This is a genomic window from Nostoc sp. CALU 546, from assembly GCF_048836525.1.
Genome location: NZ_JAWJTF010000006.1, coordinates 64,163 through 81,574, shown reverse-complemented (window position 1 = coordinate 81,574; position 17,412 = coordinate 64,163). Strand labels below are relative to the sequence as shown.

Annotated in this window: 18 protein-coding genes; 9 read left to right on the top strand and 9 right to left on the bottom strand. The window is 43.7% G+C overall.

Features of this window, described 5'->3' with window-relative positions:
* Positions 1-211 precede the first annotated feature (211 nt).
* Together RRG12_RS04780 and psaK are read right to left on the bottom strand one after the other, a co-directional pair.
* Positions 212-1,408 (bottom strand): site-2 protease family protein, encoded by a 1,197-nt coding sequence (locus RRG12_RS04780; RefSeq protein WP_420758530.1) that lies wholly within the window; start codon positions 1,406-1,408, stop codon positions 212-214.
* A gap of 590 nt (positions 1,409-1,998) precedes the next feature.
* Positions 1,999-2,253, bottom strand: a complete 255-nt coding sequence (gene psaK / locus RRG12_RS04775; protein ID WP_069068715.1) for a photosystem I reaction center subunit PsaK — start codon at positions 2,251-2,253, stop codon at positions 1,999-2,001.
* A 122-nt stretch (positions 2,254-2,375) separates the two neighbouring features.
* Between psaK and RRG12_RS04770 the strand changes: the two genes are divergently transcribed.
* Positions 2,376-3,008, top strand: coding sequence for a phosphoribosylanthranilate isomerase (locus RRG12_RS04770; RefSeq protein WP_420758529.1), 633 nt, complete (start codon positions 2,376-2,378; stop codon positions 3,006-3,008).
* Between the two features lie 107 nt (positions 3,009-3,115).
* On the opposite strand, the gene folE is transcribed toward RRG12_RS04770, so the two are convergent.
* The 5 genes from folE to RRG12_RS04745 form a co-directional block, all read right to left on the bottom strand.
* Positions 3,116-3,823, bottom strand: a complete 708-nt coding sequence (folE, locus tag RRG12_RS04765) for a GTP cyclohydrolase I FolE (RefSeq protein ID WP_181928917.1) — start codon at positions 3,821-3,823, stop codon at positions 3,116-3,118.
* A gap of 84 nt (positions 3,824-3,907) precedes the next feature.
* Positions 3,908-4,633 (bottom strand): SDR family oxidoreductase, encoded by a 726-nt coding sequence (locus tag RRG12_RS04760; RefSeq protein WP_069073546.1) that lies wholly within the window; start codon positions 4,631-4,633, stop codon positions 3,908-3,910.
* 356 nt (positions 4,634-4,989) lie between these two features.
* A complete protein-coding gene (locus tag RRG12_RS04755) occupies positions 4,990-5,970 on the bottom strand; it encodes an acetyl-CoA carboxylase carboxyltransferase subunit alpha (protein ID WP_069073547.1) in 981 nt (326 codons plus the stop codon).
* 141 nt (positions 5,971-6,111) lie between these two features.
* Complete coding sequence (locus tag RRG12_RS04750) at positions 6,112-7,131, bottom strand: long-chain acyl-[acyl-carrier-protein] reductase (protein ID WP_181928918.1); 1,020 nt, start codon at positions 7,129-7,131, stop codon at positions 6,112-6,114.
* Between the two features lie 126 nt (positions 7,132-7,257).
* Positions 7,258-7,956: an aldehyde oxygenase (deformylating) gene (locus tag RRG12_RS04745; protein WP_420758528.1), complete on the bottom strand. Its 699-nt coding sequence runs from the start codon at positions 7,954-7,956 to the stop codon at positions 7,258-7,260.
* A gap of 179 nt (positions 7,957-8,135) precedes the next feature.
* On the opposite strand from RRG12_RS04745, the gene RRG12_RS04740 reads away from it, so the two are divergent.
* The 5 genes from RRG12_RS04740 (at position 8,136) to RRG12_RS04720 (ending at position 13,028) form a co-directional block, all read left to right on the top strand.
* Complete coding sequence (locus RRG12_RS04740) at positions 8,136-8,963, top strand: carbohydrate ABC transporter permease (RefSeq protein WP_420758527.1); 828 nt, start codon at positions 8,136-8,138, stop codon at positions 8,961-8,963.
* 427 nt (positions 8,964-9,390) lie between these two features.
* The gene (locus tag RRG12_RS04735; RefSeq protein ID WP_069073551.1) at positions 9,391-9,654 is read left to right on the top strand and encodes a hypothetical protein; all 264 of its coding nucleotides are present in this window, start codon (positions 9,391-9,393) and stop codon (positions 9,652-9,654) included.
* Between the two features lie 163 nt (positions 9,655-9,817).
* Positions 9,818-12,265 (top strand): filamentous hemagglutinin N-terminal domain-containing protein, encoded by a 2,448-nt coding sequence (locus RRG12_RS04730; RefSeq protein WP_420758526.1) that lies wholly within the window; start codon positions 9,818-9,820, stop codon positions 12,263-12,265.
* A 116-nt stretch (positions 12,266-12,381) separates the two neighbouring features.
* The gene (locus tag RRG12_RS04725) at positions 12,382-12,657 is read left to right on the top strand and encodes a ribbon-helix-helix domain-containing protein (protein WP_420758525.1); all 276 of its coding nucleotides are present in this window, start codon (positions 12,382-12,384) and stop codon (positions 12,655-12,657) included.
* Positions 12,654-13,028, top strand: coding sequence for a type II toxin-antitoxin system PemK/MazF family toxin (locus tag RRG12_RS04720; protein ID WP_420758524.1), 375 nt, complete (start codon positions 12,654-12,656; stop codon positions 13,026-13,028). Before RRG12_RS04725 ends, RRG12_RS04720 begins: the two co-directional genes overlap by 4 nt.
* Positions 13,029-13,210: 182 nt before the next feature.
* On the opposite strand, the gene RRG12_RS04715 is transcribed toward RRG12_RS04720, so the two are convergent.
* The gene (locus RRG12_RS04715) at positions 13,211-13,987 is read right to left on the bottom strand and encodes an ABC transporter permease (protein WP_069073555.1); all 777 of its coding nucleotides are present in this window, start codon (positions 13,985-13,987) and stop codon (positions 13,211-13,213) included.
* A gap of 519 nt (positions 13,988-14,506) precedes the next feature.
* On the opposite strand from RRG12_RS04715, the gene RRG12_RS04710 reads away from it, so the two are divergent.
* Complete coding sequence (locus RRG12_RS04710) at positions 14,507-15,655, top strand: DegT/DnrJ/EryC1/StrS family aminotransferase (RefSeq protein WP_069073557.1); 1,149 nt, start codon at positions 14,507-14,509, stop codon at positions 15,653-15,655.
* A gap of 121 nt (positions 15,656-15,776) precedes the next feature.
* Here RRG12_RS04710 and RRG12_RS04705 read toward each other — a convergent pair whose 3' ends face one another.
* Positions 15,777-16,520: a DUF561 domain-containing protein gene (locus tag RRG12_RS04705; protein WP_420758523.1), complete on the bottom strand. Its 744-nt coding sequence runs from the start codon at positions 16,518-16,520 to the stop codon at positions 15,777-15,779.
* A gap of 78 nt (positions 16,521-16,598) precedes the next feature.
* On the opposite strand from RRG12_RS04705, the gene RRG12_RS04700 reads away from it, so the two are divergent.
* Both RRG12_RS04700 and RRG12_RS04695 read left to right on the top strand, forming a co-directional pair.
* Positions 16,599-16,787 (top strand): hypothetical protein, encoded by a 189-nt coding sequence (locus RRG12_RS04700; RefSeq protein ID WP_420758522.1) that lies wholly within the window; start codon positions 16,599-16,601, stop codon positions 16,785-16,787.
* 218 nt (positions 16,788-17,005) lie between these two features.
* Positions 17,006-17,407, top strand: coding sequence for a fasciclin domain-containing protein (locus RRG12_RS04695; RefSeq protein WP_069073559.1), 402 nt, complete (start codon positions 17,006-17,008; stop codon positions 17,405-17,407).
* The last annotated feature ends 5 nt before the right edge of the window (positions 17,408-17,412 follow it).

Here is a 17,412-nt window from a genome sequence, read left to right as displayed (position 1 = left end):
AGGAGGCAGGAGGCAGGAGGCAAAAGTATTACTATTCCTAGCCTTGGGGTTTTCAAAATGTCCTAACCTATGTGGCTACGGCTATAAAAATAAAAAAAGGTAGGATTTCCTACCTTTTACCCAAAAAAAGCATTTTGTAACCAAATACCAAATTAAATATCACACACACTTTTGACGTATCTATTGCAAACCTATGACAAAGTTGTGACGTTTAATTTGTAGCTGATTTCGCCATTACTCCCAGTTGCAACCCCGGTGGATAATTCCCTTCTTCCTTGATACGCTTAATTTCAGCATCGGTTATCCGTAAATTTAACTTTTGTGCCAGCGATCGCACAATATCTCCCCTGTCAATTACACCAGCTACAGCACCAGCGGGAGAAAGCACCGTAATTCTAGGTAACTGCTCATTTTCTAGCTTGTTAATCACCTCAGCTATCGATGTTGATTCTGCAACAGTGGGTATTTCTGTCAATGGACGCACTATGCTGTGTAAGGTTTCGGTTTCCCATTCACTCCTTTGGGTTAAACGGAAATCGTCAATGGAAACTAGACCCCGGTAACGTCCATCAGAAGCAGCAAAATAAACCTGTGAGGGAGCGGTTTCCAAGAGATATAAATCGGCAAAGGAGCGCAATGTCTGGTCAGCATCAATAACTCGAAAATCACGGGTCATTGCATCGGACGCCACCACCTTGAGTAGGCTTTCTTGCAGTGTAGTCATGTTGTCATAGTTGTTGGCGTTGCGGACAGCAAACCAACCTAACAGCGCAATCCACAAACCAGCTACTAACTCCCTGGTCACAAAATCTACAACAAATCCTAAAGCGATCGCAGCATAACCCAATATTTGCCCTGCCTTTGCAGCCCAGTGTACGGCTTGAAAGCGATTACCTGTTATTTGCCATAGTGCTGCTTTTAACACTTGCCCCCCATCAAGAGGTAAGCCGGGAATTAGGTTAAATAGAGCCACCACCAAGTTAATTCTCGCCAAATCTCCAACCATGACACTGAGAGGATTAGTATCAGGTATGACAATAGTTAATAGCTGGAGCAAGAAAAATAGGATGATACTGACCAAAGGCCCAGCGATCGCTACTTGAAACGCTTTGAGAGGAGTTTTAGATTCTTCTTCAATAGCAGCAATCCCGCCAAACATAAATAGAGTAATTGAATTCACTCTAATGCCTTGCGATCGGGCTACTAAGCTATGACCCAACTCATGTAACAATACCGAACCAAATAGCAGCAGTGCCATAACTATTCCAGCACTCCAAGCTATAAGATTCCCCCATTCCTGATAAGCTACCCCAAAATTGAGGGTTGCCAACCCTAAAATCACAAACCATAATGGGTCTAAAAATAGGGGAATTCCAAATAAAGACCCAATTCTCCAATTTGTTTGCATTACATTTCCCTAAAACTAAATATCGCCAGTAGTTTTTATACTGAAATACTACGCATATTCGTATACAAATTGATATTGAGCATCAATTCAGTAGTTGAGAGTGACGCAATGCTCTTATTTCTAGAATAGACAATTAATGGCTGTTAGGTGTGGGGATTGGGGACTGGGGATTGGGGATTGGGCATAGAAAATTGTAGGTTGGGTTAAACAAAGCGCAACCCAACAAAGCCCCGAAAATGTTGGGTTTCGTTCCTCAACCCAACCTACACATTTCAAGGTTTTTGGCGCTAACCCAAGCGTATTGCAATGAAAAGAGGCAGAGGGGTAGGAAGCAGGGAGCAGAGCCAATACGGCTCGGTTAAGGCAAGAGACACGATAAATCGCCGTTTCTACAAAGGACTGATTCTTGTAAAGACGGCGATTTATCGCGTCTTTGGGATCTAAAGTGTGTCATCAACAAACCTTGTCCGAACTGTATTGGGAGCATAGGAGAAAGAGTTAATTTTCTCCCCCTGTGCCCCGCCCAAAATTGTTTTTAGGAGTTTTGTATTGACTGCGGCGTTACTTGTAACGCCGCAGTCATCAAAAAACTACAGACGACCGATGTTAGTCAGCCCTAAAACGATGCCAATGCCGATAATATGACCAAAAGCCATCGCCCCAACGAATGTTGGAATACTAATTGGCAAAATAGGGAACTTGGGGCCAACTAGGGGTTTTTCAATCCTGGTACTTAATAAAACCATTACTAAGCTGCTGACACTGATGATGATCGCTACTGTAGGATTCCACGCAGGTGTTGCGGGAACAGATGCAGCTAGTGCTAGAAAAATAGAGGAAATCAAGCTTTTGTCTCCTAAAGTGAAAAGTTAATCTTAGACCAACAAGATTATAAAATTACAAGGCCCAAAAGTTTTTTAGATAGTTTAGACTTTTCAAGTGATTATTTAAATTTGTTCAGATATTCATGCGCGTTAAGATTTGCGGCATTACTCAACCAGAGCAGTCTATAGCGATCGCCTCTCTTGGCGCAACGGCACTAGGATTTATTTGTGTACCAACTTCACCTCGCTACGTTACCACGTTGCAAATTCGGGCAGCAGTGGCAGAACTCCCAGCAAACATTGACAGAATTGGTGTTTTCGCCAATGCCAGCATCCCTGAAATCTGCCAGATAGTTGTTGATTCTGGGCTGACTGGCGTCCAGTTACACGGAGATGAATCACCAGATTTTTGCGACCAAATACGTCAATCTTTACCCAAGGTCGAAATTATCAAAGCACTGAGAATTCGGAGTCTTGAGCATCTTGACACAACTACTGATTACACAAAACACGTAGATACTTTGCTACTTGATGCCTACCATCCGCAACAACTGGGTGGTACAGGCAAAACTTTAGATTGGACAATGCTAGAACAATTTCGCCCTAGTTGTCCTTGGTTTTTAGCAGGAGGATTGACAGCCGATAATATTGTGGAAGCCCTAAATCAGGTTAATCCTAGCGGCATAGATTTATCTAGTGGTGTGGAACGAACACCTGGAGATAAGGATTTAGATAAAGTAGCCAAGTTGTTTGAGAAATTAGGGAGTAGGGAGTAGGGAGTAGGGGGAGATGAGGGAGATGGGGGAGATGGGGGAGAATTTTTAAATAAATCGCTACCTTGTCTATGCCCATTCCCCATTCCCCATTCCCCATTCCCCATTTATCAAAAGAATGCTGGTTGATGACGAATCAAGTTAAAAAATTCTTCACGAGTTTTTTGTTCTTCTTGGAACACACCAACCATTGCGCTAGTGACAGTCCAAGAACCTGGTTTCTGCACGCCCCGCATCACCATGCACATGTGGCTAGCTTCCATCACAACGGCAACGCCTTGAGGTTCTAGAATGGTCTGGATTGCTTCGGCAATTTGGCGCGTTAATCTCTCCTGCACTTGTAAGCGGCGAGAATACATCTCAACAATGCGGGCTAGCTTACTCAATCCCACAACTTTTTGGTTGGGGATATAAGCAACGTGCGCTCTACCCATAAATGGCAGCATGTGGTGTTCGCACAGACTAAAGAAATTAATATCTCTAACTAGTACCATCTCGCTATGCCCTTCATCAAAAATGGCATCGTTAACTAGTTCTTCAAGAGATTGGTTATAGCCACTGGTAAGAAACCGCATTGCCTCGGCTACTCGTTTGGGTGTTTTGAGGAGTCCTTCGCGTTCTGGATCTTCACCAACGCCCAATATTAGTGTCCGTACGGCGTCCTTCATTTCCTCCATCTGTTCCTCTTTTGGCGGGCACACATCTGCTGGTCGCCCGTTATGAGTATTGCGATCGGGTCTAGGAGTTATGGCTTCTGCCAAGTCGGGAATCAGAGGCGATTGAGAGTAATTGGAACCGTTGGAACTAGCGATAGTCATGATTCAGTCTTGGTTATGGTTTAGTCATTGGTCATTGGTCATTAGTCATTGGTCATTTGCAAAAGACAAAGGACGAAGGACTAATTAGAGTGCGCCAGCGCTGGGCATCAGGATCAGTTCATCAATCACTGCCTGTTGTGGTAAAAGTACAGCGTAAAGAATTGACTGAGCCACAATTTCCGGGGTTAACATTTTGGAACGGTCTAGGTTGACATGAACTGTTTCTGTATCCCAAAGTTCGGTATTGACTGCACCGGGACAAATAGCTGTGACACGAATGCCGTGGGTGCGTTCTTCTTGCGCCAGGGTTTGAGTGAGGGCAATCAAACCAGCCTTGCTGACGCTATATGCTCCCCAACCGGGAAAGGGTTGCTTGGCAGCAATTGAAGCGACATTGATAATTGTGCCTGTGCCCCGATCGCGCATTGAAGGTAAAATCCCCATAATGCACCCAAACACGCCAGTCAGATTCAAGTCAATTACCTGTTGCCAGTCTTCTAGGGGAGTTTCGCTCAAAGTGGCTGTATAGGCTATGCCCGCATTGTTTACCAGAATGTCTATATCACCAAAGTCTAGAGCGATCGCTTGGATCTTGTCTTTGACTTCGGAGATCCGCGCTAAATCGACAGCGTAAGCTTTCGCTTCGACCCCAGTATGCTCTACGGCTTCTCTTACCGCCTCTAACTTATCCAAAGAACGACTGACTAAGGCGACATCTATTCCCGCTTTTGCAAAGGCTAAAGCCGTTGCTTTCCCAATTCCACTACTAGCCCCAGTAATCAGGGCGCGTCGTTTTTGCTCAACACTCATGGTGTCTCCCAATTTTTTGGCAGTTCCCAAAACCTATTACCACCCAATTATTTACATTTCTCGGTTTGGATAGATTAAAGGAGTCTAAAAATCTGATGATTTTCATTAGGCAAATGCTATGATGCTGCACAATAGTTCCCATATTGTGGGTTTTAGCAGTGAAGACAACAAATCATTGCCTGGAAAACCACGCTGTACATTCAAATTAGATTATTTACAAAATACAAAACCCACTCAATTAAGTTGAGTAGATTTAGCAAACATGCAAATGCCTATGGCTAGATTGTTAAAAATCTTTAAGCACATAGGCAATTATAGCATTGCTGATTAGCTAATCAATCATTAATGAAGTGCTGTTAGTGGGCAACTTCTGTAAAAACACCAATTTTGCGGAATTTTTCGTAACGCAGTTGGCGGCGTTCTGGAGCGGTTAAACGATTGAGTTCGTCCAAATTTTCTAGCAGCACTTGCTTAAGAGTATTAGCGGCTTTTAAAGGGTCGGAATGAGCGCCACCAGTGGGTTCGGGGAGTATTTGGTCAATAATTCCCAATTTTTTCAGGTCATGGGAAATAATTTTCAGAGCCACGGCGGCTTGGGGAGCCTTACCAGCATCTTTCCACAAAATGGCAGCACAGGCTTCGGGAGTGGCGACGGTATAAACGGAGTGTTCAAACATGAGTAGGCGATCGCCTACGCCGATACCAAGTGCGCCACCAGAACCGCCTTCACCAATGACTGTGCAGATAATTGGCACATCTAAGCAGAACATTTCCCGCAAGTTGTAAGCGATCGCTTCTCCTTGACCTTGATGTTCTGCTTCTACCCCAGACCAAGCTCCTGGTGTGTCGATAAAAGTTAGTATTGGCATACTAAACTTATTGGCGTGTTCCATCAACCGCATGGCTTTGCGGTAGCCGCCAGGGTAAGGCATTCCAAAGTTACGGGCAATATTGTCTTTAGTATCCCGTCCTTTTTGATGACCCAACATCACCACAGGTTGTCCACTCAGACGACCGACACCACCAACTAAAGCCGGATCGTCACCACCACAGCGATCGCCATGTAATTCCATCCATTCATCACTAATAGCCTGAATGTAATCGAGAGTACTAGGGCGACGCGGATGACGAGCGACTTGCAATCGCTGAGACGGGGATAGACTTGTGAAAATTTCCTCACGCAGTTGCATGGCACGTGCTTCTAGTTGGCGAATTTGACCAGAAACATCGACGCCATTTTCTTCTGCAAGTTGCCGAATTTGATCAATTCGGGTTGCAAGTTCTGCTAGGGGTTTTTCAAAATCTAGCAGTAGCGGTTTACGCTCGGTAGTTGCCATCGTAGGGGTTATAAGTTACGAGTTATAAGTTATCTATCCTTTGTCCTTTGTCCTTTGTCTTTAGTCCTTTGTCAGTTGTCCTTTGTCCTTTGCAAATAACAAATGACCAATAACAAATGACCAATGACCAATGACTAATGACTAAACTAGCAGCGGTCTAAATCCATGTTTTACTGACACCCGACCAATCTGCTCCATTTTGTCTACGGTAATCTGATTCCGTCCCCACGAAAAGTTCGTGTATAACTTCTCAAATTCCAGCAGCATTGATTCGGCAAAACAAGCAAACAACTGGCGGGCTGGCACATCCATATTGACTATTTTCATAATCTTCCAGTCAATATCCAGGGAATGCTCTACAATTCCACCATTTAACACGTGTACACCAGGATGCTGAATTTTGGTTGCTAAGTTTTTCGGATAACCACCATCAATCAACAAACAGGGTTGTTTCAAAGTAGTGGGGTCAATTTCCACGCCTCTGGGCATACTAGCAACCCAAACTACAACATCAGCTTGGGGCAGTGCTTCTGTCAAACCCATGATTTTCCCTCGCCCCAATTCGCCTTGCAACTCTTTGAGACGTTCTTGATCACGGGCGATCAACAAAAGTTCTTGGACATCTGTTTTCGCATCTAGCCAGCGTGTAACTGCACTACCAATATCCCCAGTTGCCCCACATATAGCAACAGTCGCTTTTGACAGATCAATTCCCAGTTGTTTTGACGCTTCTTCCACCTGCTTACAAATAATGTAGGCAGTATGTGTGTTTCCAGTGGTGAAGCGTTCAAACTCTAGTTTGATGTTGCGGACTTGGCTAAACTGCTCTAACTTAAAGTTTTCAAAAATAATTGAGGAAAATCCGCCTAAAGCTGTGATGTTAATGCCGTGCTTTTGTGCATGGGCCATGGCGTTGAGGATTTTGCGCGTTGCGGCTTTGATGCGGCGACTAGCTAGCATTTCCGGCAAAAAGCAAGACTCTACATATCTTCCTTCAATTTGTTGCCCAGTTACACTGGTGACAATAATGGTATCAACAATTTGCGGTGGGGCGCTACACCAAAAGTCTAACCCTTGATCGGCATATTCTGGGTATCCCAATTCTTGAGCTACCGCTTGAGCGTGTTCTAAACTAGTCAGATGTCCAATTAGACCAAACATGTAGTGATTATTAGGCTTATGCTATCTTGAGGCGTGGAATTTAGTAGAGTTGGGAGTTAAAAGTTAGGAGTTCTGAGTTCTGAATTTTAACTACTCAGCACTCAGGACTCGTTACTGGGCACTCTTTTAGGCGGCAATGAGTCCGTAAGCTGACAAGCGCATGATGTCGCGAGTCGTAAAACCGATGTTACTTAATGCTTCTCCGTATTGAATCATAAAGTCTTCTACCAAAGCATCTTTTTCCATTGCCATTGTGTGGGCATCACCTTCTACTTGGTTGAGCATTCTCCAAACTATGGGTAGGTTCTGGCGGTTTGCAAGTTCAAGTTCAGCCTTGGCTTCTGCAAAGTGTTCTTTGAGCCAAACTTCTCCAAAGTTGAGGTGGCTATATTCTTCTTTTACTACTCCCTCAGTGATTTTGCGGGCAAAAGCGTCGGCGACGGGGATGTAAATGTTATATGCTGCGATCGCAAAACATTCGATAATCAAAGACTGAATCAATAGACAAGTGACGACTTTACCTTCTGCCGCCGCAGTTTGGAAGTTTTGGTGTAGTCCAGAGAAAAACTCCTTAGCAAATTCCAAATCTGGGGTAACTTGCAAATTGCGCCCACAAGCTTCAAATCCTTTCTTGTGGCGGCTTTCCATCTTGGATAAGCGAATCAATTCATCATGAGATTCCGGCAGCAGTTGGGCTAGGGTGATGTAATTTTCATGGGCTTCTTGTTCCCCTTCAATCACGATCGCATTAATCCGGCTATAAGCATCTTTGTATGTTTCGCTCTTGAAATCTAATCCTTTAAATTCGTCTGTAAGCTGCGGCATGGTTATGTTTACTCCTGTAAACTTGAATTATTTGACACCAGGATTCAATTTACCCTATGAACTGAGGGTAACAATCACTGTGGTTTAATTTAACTTAACAAGTAACTATGTTTATAGATTAACTGTTGCTGGAGGAGATGCTCTAGTCCTAGCGAAACAAATGCTTTGCAGTTTGAGTTATGTCTAAACCAAACCCGAATCTAAAATCTGGCGATTTTTTAAGCCTAGTAGTGTTACTGCTAGGGGCATTTATCGTTCTACTACCGCTGTTTGTGGTCTTTCTCACCTCCTTTGCACCGACTGCCGCCAGCCCAGAAAATTTGTCCAAAAATAACTGGTCTTTAGCAAATTACCGCGTTGCGTGGCAACAGGGAAAATTTTTGCTGGCGTTTGCTAATTCTACCTTGGTAGCGATCGCTGTGACGGCGTTTCAGATTGTCACTTCTGCTTTGGCTGGTTACGCCTTAGCACGGCTGAAGTTTCGGGGACGCCAAGCACTGCTATTAGTCGTTTTAGCAACTTTGGTGATTCCCTTTCAGTTATTGGTGATTCCCATCTTTTTGGTTTTGAAGTGGGGACACTTGATAAATACATATTGGGCGCTTATTTTACCCACTGCGGTCAACGGGTTTGGGATTTTCTTGTTACGTCAGTATTTCCAGACAATTCCCGTAGAATTAGAGGAAGCCGCAGCTATAGATGGGGCAAACCGACTACAAATTTTGTGGCGAGTGATGTTACCTTTAGCCCGTCCGGCGTTAATAACACTATTTTTGTTCACTTTCATCGGTGAATGGAATGATTTATTTAAGCCTTTAGTATTTACGACACGACCAGAATTAAGAACGGTGCAGCTGGCATTGGCAGAGTTTCAAGAGCAATTTACGAATAATTGGCCCTTGATGATGGCAGCAGTGACCATAGCGACAGTTCCAGTGATGGTATTATTTCTCATCGGTCAGCGTCAGTTTATTCAGGGTATTGCGGCGACGGGGATTAAGAATTAGCAACAAAACCTATTATTGTAGAGACGCGATTTATCGCGTCTTCGATTGATCAAAAAATGTCCCGCTACGCTAACGCCCGTAAGTGGCGCGTTCGCGGTAGCGTTCGCACGAGAAAAAATCCTTATATCTCAAGGTAAGTAAAAACCCTTGTGCCCGTTGTGTCTATCTGAGTTTAATTGCGCTAGCGTTCGCGTAGCGTCTCGTAGAGAAGCGGGGCGTTAGCAAGAGTGCGAATTAGATTTATCGCGTCTTCAAAGACCAATCATCTACACCAATAACCCTTAACCCAAGTGTATTGCCTTTTAGTTCATCAATGTATAAAGGTAATCCAGCGTTAAAATATTAAGTTTTGTAACACCATGCGTAATTCTTCCTAGCCAAGCCGTATCAACTAATGATACACATCCTTTAGGAAATGGAAACAGTTATGGACTCTGAAACATTACAGAAGTTACAAGCAGAAGTTGAACAGAAACTACTTGAAAGCGTTAATAACGCTGGCTTATACGCATTGCTTGAAAAATACGGAGTATTAGATGATAGAGCTTTGACAGTTCAATGGCAATGCAATCTTGACCCAAACAAAATCAAATCTGGTAGTGCAGGCACAGAACAGGAAATTGTTCTAATGGAGAATTCATGGTGTATCCCTTGCCCGTCAACTGGCGACCCTTTCGGCTGCAACTGTTAAATAATTTAGTCTTTGTACTGTAAAGAGTTTATTCTAGTAAGTATAAAAATGCTGAACTTTGCATTTACTAGTTAGGCTACAGAGATAATCCCAAGTATCACCATACCTAATTAGCAAGGAGCAGTATTTCAATATACTCTTACTTTTTGGGTGCAAGTTTCTAATGTCTGGAAACCGAAGCAGTTGGTGCTGGGAGTTAGGAATAGTGAGTACTTTAGCAATTGCTGGAGCGCTCACTTTCTTTGAGAGCTTTGCCTTAGCCCAAATACAAAGGGATGGCACACTTGGATCTGAAAGTTCAATCATTACGCCAAAGCTAATCGATGGTCAGCCTATAGACCAGATTGATGGTGGGGCAGTTCGTGGTACAAACTTGTACCACAGCTTTGAACAGTTTTCTGTCTCTGCGGGAAGTACAGCCCACTTTAACAATGCAATAAATATTCAAAATATCATCAGTCGGGTAACAGGTAATTCGATTTCTAATATAGATGGCATTCTGAAAGCTAACGGCACAGCCAACCTGTTTCTGATTAATCCTAACGGCATTGTTTTTGGGTCTAATGCTTCTTTAAATATCGGCGGTTCATTTGTGGCAAGTACGGCAAGTAGCTTGAACTTTGCTGATGGTACAAAGTTTAGTGCTACATCTCCTCAAACTACACCTCTACTGACACTAAGTGTTCCCATTGGTTTGCAATTTGGAGCAACTGCTGCTCCCATCCGCAATCAATCCCAAGCCAAACCAGATGGCGCAGTTAATATCTTTAGGCAAGGCGTTGGTCTACAGGTGCAGCAAGGCAAAACCCTGGCACTGATAGGCGGTGATATCAGGCTAGAGGGGGGAAATATCACAGCAAAGGATGGAAGAGTTGAGTTAGGAAGCGTCGCTGGTAATAGTCTGGTTAGTTTCAGCCCAACGAATCAAGGTTGGGCATTTGGATATGAAGGTGTTCAAAATTTCCAGAACGTCGAAGTAATCCAGTTAAATAAAATTCGATCTACTGTAGATACTCATGGAGAGGGGCGCGGCAATATTCAGGTGCAAGGGAAGCTTGTGCGGGTAGCTGGCGGTTTCCTAATTCTAGTTGATCTCTTTGGAGGGCAATCAGGAGGGGATTTGACAGTGAACGCCTCAGAGTCTGTAGTAGTTGAACAAGATACACAAGTGTTTACTCAGAGTTTATCAAACGGAAACTCTGGAAACATAAATGTCACTACTCAGAAGTTGGTGGTCAGAAGTGGGGCACAATTACACGGGCAATTGACCATAAACGCATCAGATTCCGTGGAACTAATCGGTGGCACCTCCATTCCTGTGTTCCGAGATGGTAGTGATTTAATATCCAGTGGATTATTTAGTGCAACTTATGGCGATAAAAACGCTGGCAGTATCACAATTAATACTGGAAAGTTGCGTATCCAAGGAGGGGCAAGAATATCAACAAGCTCTGAGGGTATATATAGGTTTATTTCTAACCAACTTACACCAAAAAATACAGGAAAAGCAGGAAACTTGACGGTAAACGTCTCTGATTCCGTAGAACTAATTGGAACCTCACCAAATGGTTCTAGACTCAGTGGCTTGTTTTCTGGAACTGAAGGGCCTGGAGATGGCGGCAACTTGACCCTAACGACAGGGCGATTGATTATCAATAATGGGGCTGCAATCACTGTGAGCAGCCAAGCTCGAAAAAATGTAATCTATGTCGGAGATCCAAATAACCTAGGTAAAGCTGGCGATTTAAATATAACCGCTCGCTCCATACTTCTGGACAACAAAGGAAAGCTTACAGCTGAAACCGAGTCAGGTCGAGGCGGGAATATTGCGGTACAGGTGCAGGACTTATTATTGATGCGCCGCGAAAGTAAAATAACCACTAATGCAGGTAAGACAGGGCTTGGTGGAGATGGCGGTAATATCACCATCAAAGCACCTAATGGCTTTGTTGTCGCCGCTCCCTTTGCAAATAGCGATATCACTGCCAATGCCTTCTCTGGTTCTGGTGGTAAAATCACAATCACCGCTAAGAACATCTTTGGGTTTGTACCCCGCACTCGTGCAGACGTAGAGAGACTTGATCCGGAAGAAATAAACCCGAAGAACTTGCGAACAAGTGACATTACCGCATTTTCTCAGCAAAACCCTTTATTAAATGGCACTGTACAAATCAACTCACCAGATGCTGACCCCAGTAAAGGATTAGTAGAATTGCCCGTAAATCTGGATGATGCTTCGCAGCAAATTACTGCTGGTTGTAATTCTGGTGGAAAAATAGCCAGTAGTTCATTTGTTGCTACTGGGCGTGGAGGACTAGCACCCGATCCCACAGAGCTATTGATAGCTGATGCGGTGCTAGCAGATTGGATCACACTCTCTCCAGAGAGTGAGAATCGTGCTGGCAATATTCAGAAAGAAGTGGGTGTACAAGCGCAGCCAAATACAGAAGAAAAGTCACAGAAAGTTAATTCTGTCAATGAACCTACTCAAATTGTGGAAGCTCAAGGATGGGTTACAGATGCCAATGGGAAGGTGGTTCTGGTTGCTCAAGTACCTATTGCGTCGCCCCATAACTCCTCGCTCACCGCTACATCTTGTGCTGGTAATTAGGCCCTTTGTATTAAAGTAATTGCTCAGTGTGTTGGCGATCGCAACAGAAAGAAATAAGTTATGACTAAAGTGATGTCATAATAGTCATCAAAACAAACATCATTTAATAGAACTGTATGGAGCAACAGACGGTTCGCACAACATTGACTATCCCACAAGATTTGTTAGAGGCAACGGATAAAGCCGTTCAGGCAGGAAAAGCCAAAAGCCGCAACGAGTTTGTAACACGGGCATTACGGCGTGAACTCGCTGTGCAAAAACGGGCAGAAATTGATGCAGCCTTAGCAGAAATGGCAAATGATGTAGAGTATCAAGCCGAAGTTTTGCAGATGGAGGCAGAATTTGCCCCGGCTCAGTGGGAAGCTTTGAAGTTAGAGGAAACTCCAGAATGAGACGGGGTGAAGTCTACGACGCCCGTCTAGAGCCGACTGAAGGATCAGAACAGGGTGGAACCCGTCCAGTCATTATTGTCAGTCGGGGTGTAATTAATGTTGCCAGTCCTGTGGTTCTGGCAGTTCCCTGTACAACCTATCGATCAAGTAAGCGCATCTATCCTACACAAGTTTTGATTCAAGCACCCAACGGTGGCTTAACCCATGACTCGCTCGCAATGACAGATCAGATTCGGGTACTCTCAAAATCACGCTTATTGCGTTTGCGGGGAATGCTTTTTGAGGAAACGATCGCCCAACTAAATCAAGCACTGTTGATTGCTCTTGATCTGCCAGGGCAAGATGATCAAATACTCTTGGATGTAGATTAACCGCTTCACCGAAGAAAGGCAGAGGGCAGGAGGCAGGAGGTTTTAGAAAATAATTATTCCCTCTGCCAAAAGAGTTTGAGAGCAACTAAATTTATTTATGAAAAACAAAAAAATATGTATTTTGAGACGCGTAGCGCAAGAAATACAGTGTCCTTGTTTGCTCCTGCCTCCTGCCCCCTACCTTAACTCACCAACTGCGCGGCGGAATTGAAAAATTGACGACACAACCCCTTCGTAACTAAAAGTGTTGTCAACAAGTTAGCGAAAGCAACCATGAAGATAATCAAAATTTCATAAGATACAGCATCCAGAGGTTTAACACCTGCTAGCAATTGTCCAGTAGTAATTCCTGGTATTGCCACCATACCGATGAGAATCATTTGATTGAGAGTGGGAATCAATCCGGCTTTGATGGCGTCTTTGCGATACTGGCTAACTGCTTGCTCTGGAGTTGCACCTAAGCTCAAATGAGTTTCTATTTCGAGATGACTGGAATTAATGGTGCTGACAAGACGATCGCCTGCGATCGCAGCTGCATTGGTAGCATTACCTAAAACTATCCCTGCTAAAGGAATTATATACTGTGGTTCATACCATCTCTCTGGTTGAACGATCAAGAAGTTGGTGTAAAGCACTGTCAGGGCGGTACTAATTAAAATTGCACCCCACACCAAAGGCAACAGATGAGGAATTTTTTGGCTGATGCGATTTCGTGCGACAATCGCCGTAATTGTCAGCATTATTACTAATAGCGCCAAAACTGCCCAAGCATTGTCTAAAGCCAAGATGAAATCTAAAATGTATCCCAATACAAGAAGTTGTAAGATGGTTCTCCCAGTAGCAAGGGCTAAGTTTAACTCTAGTCCTAATTTTTCCCAGGCAGATAAACCAATGGCGATCGCCATCAATCCCACAGCAATAGCTAAATCCACAAAATCCAGCTTGATCAATTCCTGCATGGGTTCTCTATCTCCTAGTATTTTCTTCTCAAAGCAGCCCACACAAGAGGAACTTTGATCCGATGTGTTGGATCTTGAGTAAAAGGGACTGGGTACTGGGGATTAGGGACTGGGGATTTGGTTTTCAAACTAAAAATTATGGAATTTGCTCTCACCTCTCCCAAATTTTTGAATGTTTTCCCAGTCCCCAGTACCCAGTACCCAGTCCCAGAGCGGCGTTCCTCCCCCACCAACGAGTACGTGTGCTGGGGGACTCTTCGCCGCAATCCTTTGATATATATCACTTTCATCAATTCAAAATTCCAAATGGTACGACCTTAACAAGGCAAACACCTAGTATGCCTACTATCTGTAAATTAAATGTGCGGCAGTTTACCGCGCCACAATTTAAGTAAAAACCCTAATAGATGCGTATCTTGGGCGATAGTCTTTTAGTAGCTCCTATTTGATTAACAATTCAATCAGCAAAAATTGACTGTCGAAGTGCATCCTTTGTATCTTCCGATAAAATGAGAACTCATGATCCAAAGTGTAAATCCCATCCCTGCCTTTGATATCAAGCAGCAATACACCACCATCGAAGCAGAAGTAAGTGCAGCCGTCTTAGAGGTTTTAGCTTCTGGCCGCTATATTGGCGGCCCCTTAGTCGAAGGCTTTGAAAAACAGTTTGCCGCTTATAATACTGTTACAGAATGTGTGGCTTGTAATTCTGGTACTGATGCGCTCTACTTAGCGTTACGAGTCTTGGACATTGGTGCAGGCGATGAAGTGATTACAACGCCTTTCACCTTTATTGCTACATCAGAAGTGATTAGCGCCGTTGGTGCAAAGCCTGTTTTCGTTGATATTGACGCTACTACGTTTAATTTAGATGTGGAGCAATTAGCCGCGGCTATTACACCCAAAACCAAAGCGATTATCCCGGTTCACCTATTTGGACAACCTGTGGATATGACATCATTAATGGCGATCGCTCAATCTCACAATTTGGCAATAATTGAAGATTGCGCTCAGTCTACAGGGGCTATGTGGGCTGATCAGAAAGTAGGAAGTATTGGACATATTGGTTGCTTTAGTTTCTACCCTACCAAAAATCTTGGTGGTTGTGGTGATGGCGGAGCAATAACGACTAATGATCCAGCGATCGCTACCAAACTCCGAATATTACGAGATCATGGTAGTAAAGTTCGATATTTACATGAGGAAATCGGTGTAAATAGCCGCTTGGATGCTCTCCAAGCAGCGATCTTGCAGATTAAGCTGCGTTATTTAGATATTTGGAATGATCGCCGACGAGATATCGCCAACTATTATTATCAGTTCCTCAGTCAAATTCCAGGGATAGTCCCGCCCCAAGAATTACCTGAAGGTGTTGGGGTATGGAACCAATACACTATTCGCATATCAGGCGAAGGGCGTAATGGTTCTAGCGCCAAATATCGAGATTGGGTGCGTAGTCAATTGCAAGAACAGGGCGTAAGTTCAATGATTTACTACCCCCATCCTTTACATTTGCAGCCAGTTTATCAAAATTTGGGCTATGAAATTGGGGACTTACCAATAGCAGAGCAAGCTTGCCATGAGGTTATATCTCTACCTATGTTCCCAGAACTGACACAACAGCAGCAAGATCAGGTGATTTATGCCTTGAAAGAAGTTATGAGTTAGAAGTTAGGAGTTAGAAGTTAGAAGTTAGAAGTTAGGAGTTAAAAGTTAAAAGTTTTGAATAAATAAGTTTCTTCAACTCATCACTCTTAACTCATAACTCATCACTCCTAACTCTTAACTCTTAACTCCTTACTACATTTGCAGTCGCTAAGGCTTCTACTAAGCCACGCACAGCAGCAATCATTGCGATTTCGCTATTGAGTTGGTTGATGGCGGAACCAACACCAACACCCGCAGCACCAGATGCGATCGCTAATGGTGCAGTGACGCTAGAAATACCTGAAGCACACAATACTGGTACTGACACCACACGGGAAATCTCAAAAGCTGCTGCCAACGTCGGGGCAGCTTTTTCAATTAATCCTAAAGTTCCGGGGTGAACTGGGTTACTGCTAGTACCGCCTTCGGTTTGAATTATGTCTGCTCCAGCTTTCACCAATTCTTCTGCTAACTGTACCTGTTGATCTAGTTCCAGAATGTGGGGAACGGTGACAGATAGAGTGATTTCTGGGAAGAGAGCGCGGGTTTGCTTAGTTAGCGCTAGTACTTCCAGAGCCTCAAAGCGGCGTCCTTGAGCATAGAAAGAATCGAAATTACCGATTTCAATTAAATCAGCACCAGCTGCTACAGCTTGCACAAATTTTTCTGGTTCTACTGCCGATACACAAATTGGTAAACTTGTCAAACTTTTAGCTAACTGAACTAAGGCTGGATCGGCGGCAATATCGACGAAAGTAGCACCGCCTAATTCAGCAGCTTTGACAGTAGCAGCAACGCTAGCAGCGTCGAAATTATTCAAACCGCTGATCACTTTTAGAACGCGGCGGTTAGTAAATGCACGTTTGAGTGTGGAATGCATCGTCATAGTTTGGCTTTTGAAGCTACGAAAATTAGGTATATTCTACCGTCCCTCAGTTGATGAGAGACTAAATCACTATGGTAGTTGCCAAATATTGATAATTTTATCGAGTCAGGTAGGAGGCAGAGGGCAGTATTGCTGGAGGAAAACCCGATGCCCGCAGACTCGCTAACTCACATCTTGCACCTAGCCCTAGCGATTAGAAATCGCGGCTATACAAACAAACGCGAACAGCGTCTCGCAGAGAAATCCGCCTGGTATTGTGAAGACTAACGCAAAATCAAGGTTTTTCAACCTGCGGAGGCAGGTTTTGTCTGTGTAGCCGCGACTTCTAGTCGCCTGGTGCAAAATATAAGCTAAGGCGATGTCTGACAGGAGTACTCATTTAGCTGTAAATTATTCACCCCTGCTATGAAATTTATTTTATTTAATAAAACTTAAAAGAGGTTTATTATCCTCTAAAATCTTTTGCAGAGATTTAGGTAAGATATATGGCTGATATTGTTGATATTGCAGTTACGGCTGAGTCTTTTAAAACACTGGTGGCGGCTGTGCAAGCTGCTGGTTTAGTAGAAACATTAAAAAGTCCTGGCCCGTTCACTGTCTTTGCACCAAATGACGATGCTTTTGCCAAGTTACCAGCGGGAACTATCCAAACTCTGTTACAGAATATTCCCCAGCTAACGCGGATTTTAAAGTATCATGTCGTTCCAGGAAAGCTGCTAAAGGCTGATTTAGCACAACTCGGCACGGTTAACTCTGTGGAAGGTTCACCCATTAAAATTGATTCTTCCGATGGTTTTGAAGTTAAAAATGCCACAGTTTTAGCAGCAGATATCGAAGCTGATAATGGTGTAGTACACGTTATCGATACGGTAATTTTACCGGGTTAATTCAG

Bases quoted from the DNA above. Each gene is read 5' to 3' on its own strand.
- RRG12_RS04730 (WP_420758526.1), top strand. From the start codon at position 9,818: ATGTCTGGAAACCGAAGCAGTTGGTGCTGGGAGTTAGGAATAGTGAGT.
- RRG12_RS04715 (WP_069073555.1), bottom strand. From the start codon at position 13,987: ATGCAGGAATTGATCAAGCTGGATTTTGTGGATTTAGCTATTGCTGTG.
- RRG12_RS04695 (WP_069073559.1), top strand. From the start codon at position 17,006: ATGGCTGATATTGTTGATATTGCAGTTACGGCTGAGTCTTTTAAAACA.
- RRG12_RS04750 (WP_181928918.1), bottom strand. From the start codon at position 7,131: ATGTTTGGTCTAATTGGACATCTGACTAGTTTAGAACACGCTCAAGCG.
- RRG12_RS04780 (WP_420758530.1), bottom strand. From the start codon at position 1,408: ATGCAAACAAATTGGAGAATTGGGTCTTTATTTGGAATTCCCCTATTT.
- RRG12_RS04705 (WP_420758523.1), bottom strand. From the start codon at position 16,520: ATGACGATGCATTCCACACTCAAACGTGCATTTACTAACCGCCGCGTT.
- RRG12_RS04720 (WP_420758524.1), top strand. From the start codon at position 12,654: ATGAGACGGGGTGAAGTCTACGACGCCCGTCTAGAGCCGACTGAAGGA.
- RRG12_RS04725 (WP_420758525.1), top strand. From the start codon at position 12,382: ATGGAGCAACAGACGGTTCGCACAACATTGACTATCCCACAAGATTTG.
- RRG12_RS04755 (WP_069073547.1), bottom strand. From the start codon at position 5,970: ATGGCAACTACCGAGCGTAAACCGCTACTGCTAGATTTTGAAAAACCC.
- RRG12_RS04740 (WP_420758527.1), top strand. From the start codon at position 8,136: ATGTCTAAACCAAACCCGAATCTAAAATCTGGCGATTTTTTAAGCCTA.
- RRG12_RS04760 (WP_069073546.1), bottom strand. From the start codon at position 4,633: ATGAGTGTTGAGCAAAAACGACGCGCCCTGATTACTGGGGCTAGTAGT.
- folE (WP_181928917.1), bottom strand. From the start codon at position 3,823: ATGACTATCGCTAGTTCCAACGGTTCCAATTACTCTCAATCGCCTCTG.
- RRG12_RS04710 (WP_069073557.1), top strand. From the start codon at position 14,507: ATGATCCAAAGTGTAAATCCCATCCCTGCCTTTGATATCAAGCAGCAA.
- RRG12_RS04770 (WP_420758529.1), top strand. From the start codon at position 2,376: ATGCGCGTTAAGATTTGCGGCATTACTCAACCAGAGCAGTCTATAGCG.
- RRG12_RS04735 (WP_069073551.1), top strand. From the start codon at position 9,391: ATGGACTCTGAAACATTACAGAAGTTACAAGCAGAAGTTGAACAGAAA.
- RRG12_RS04745 (WP_420758528.1), bottom strand. From the start codon at position 7,956: ATGCCGCAGCTTACAGACGAATTTAAAGGATTAGATTTCAAGAGCGAA.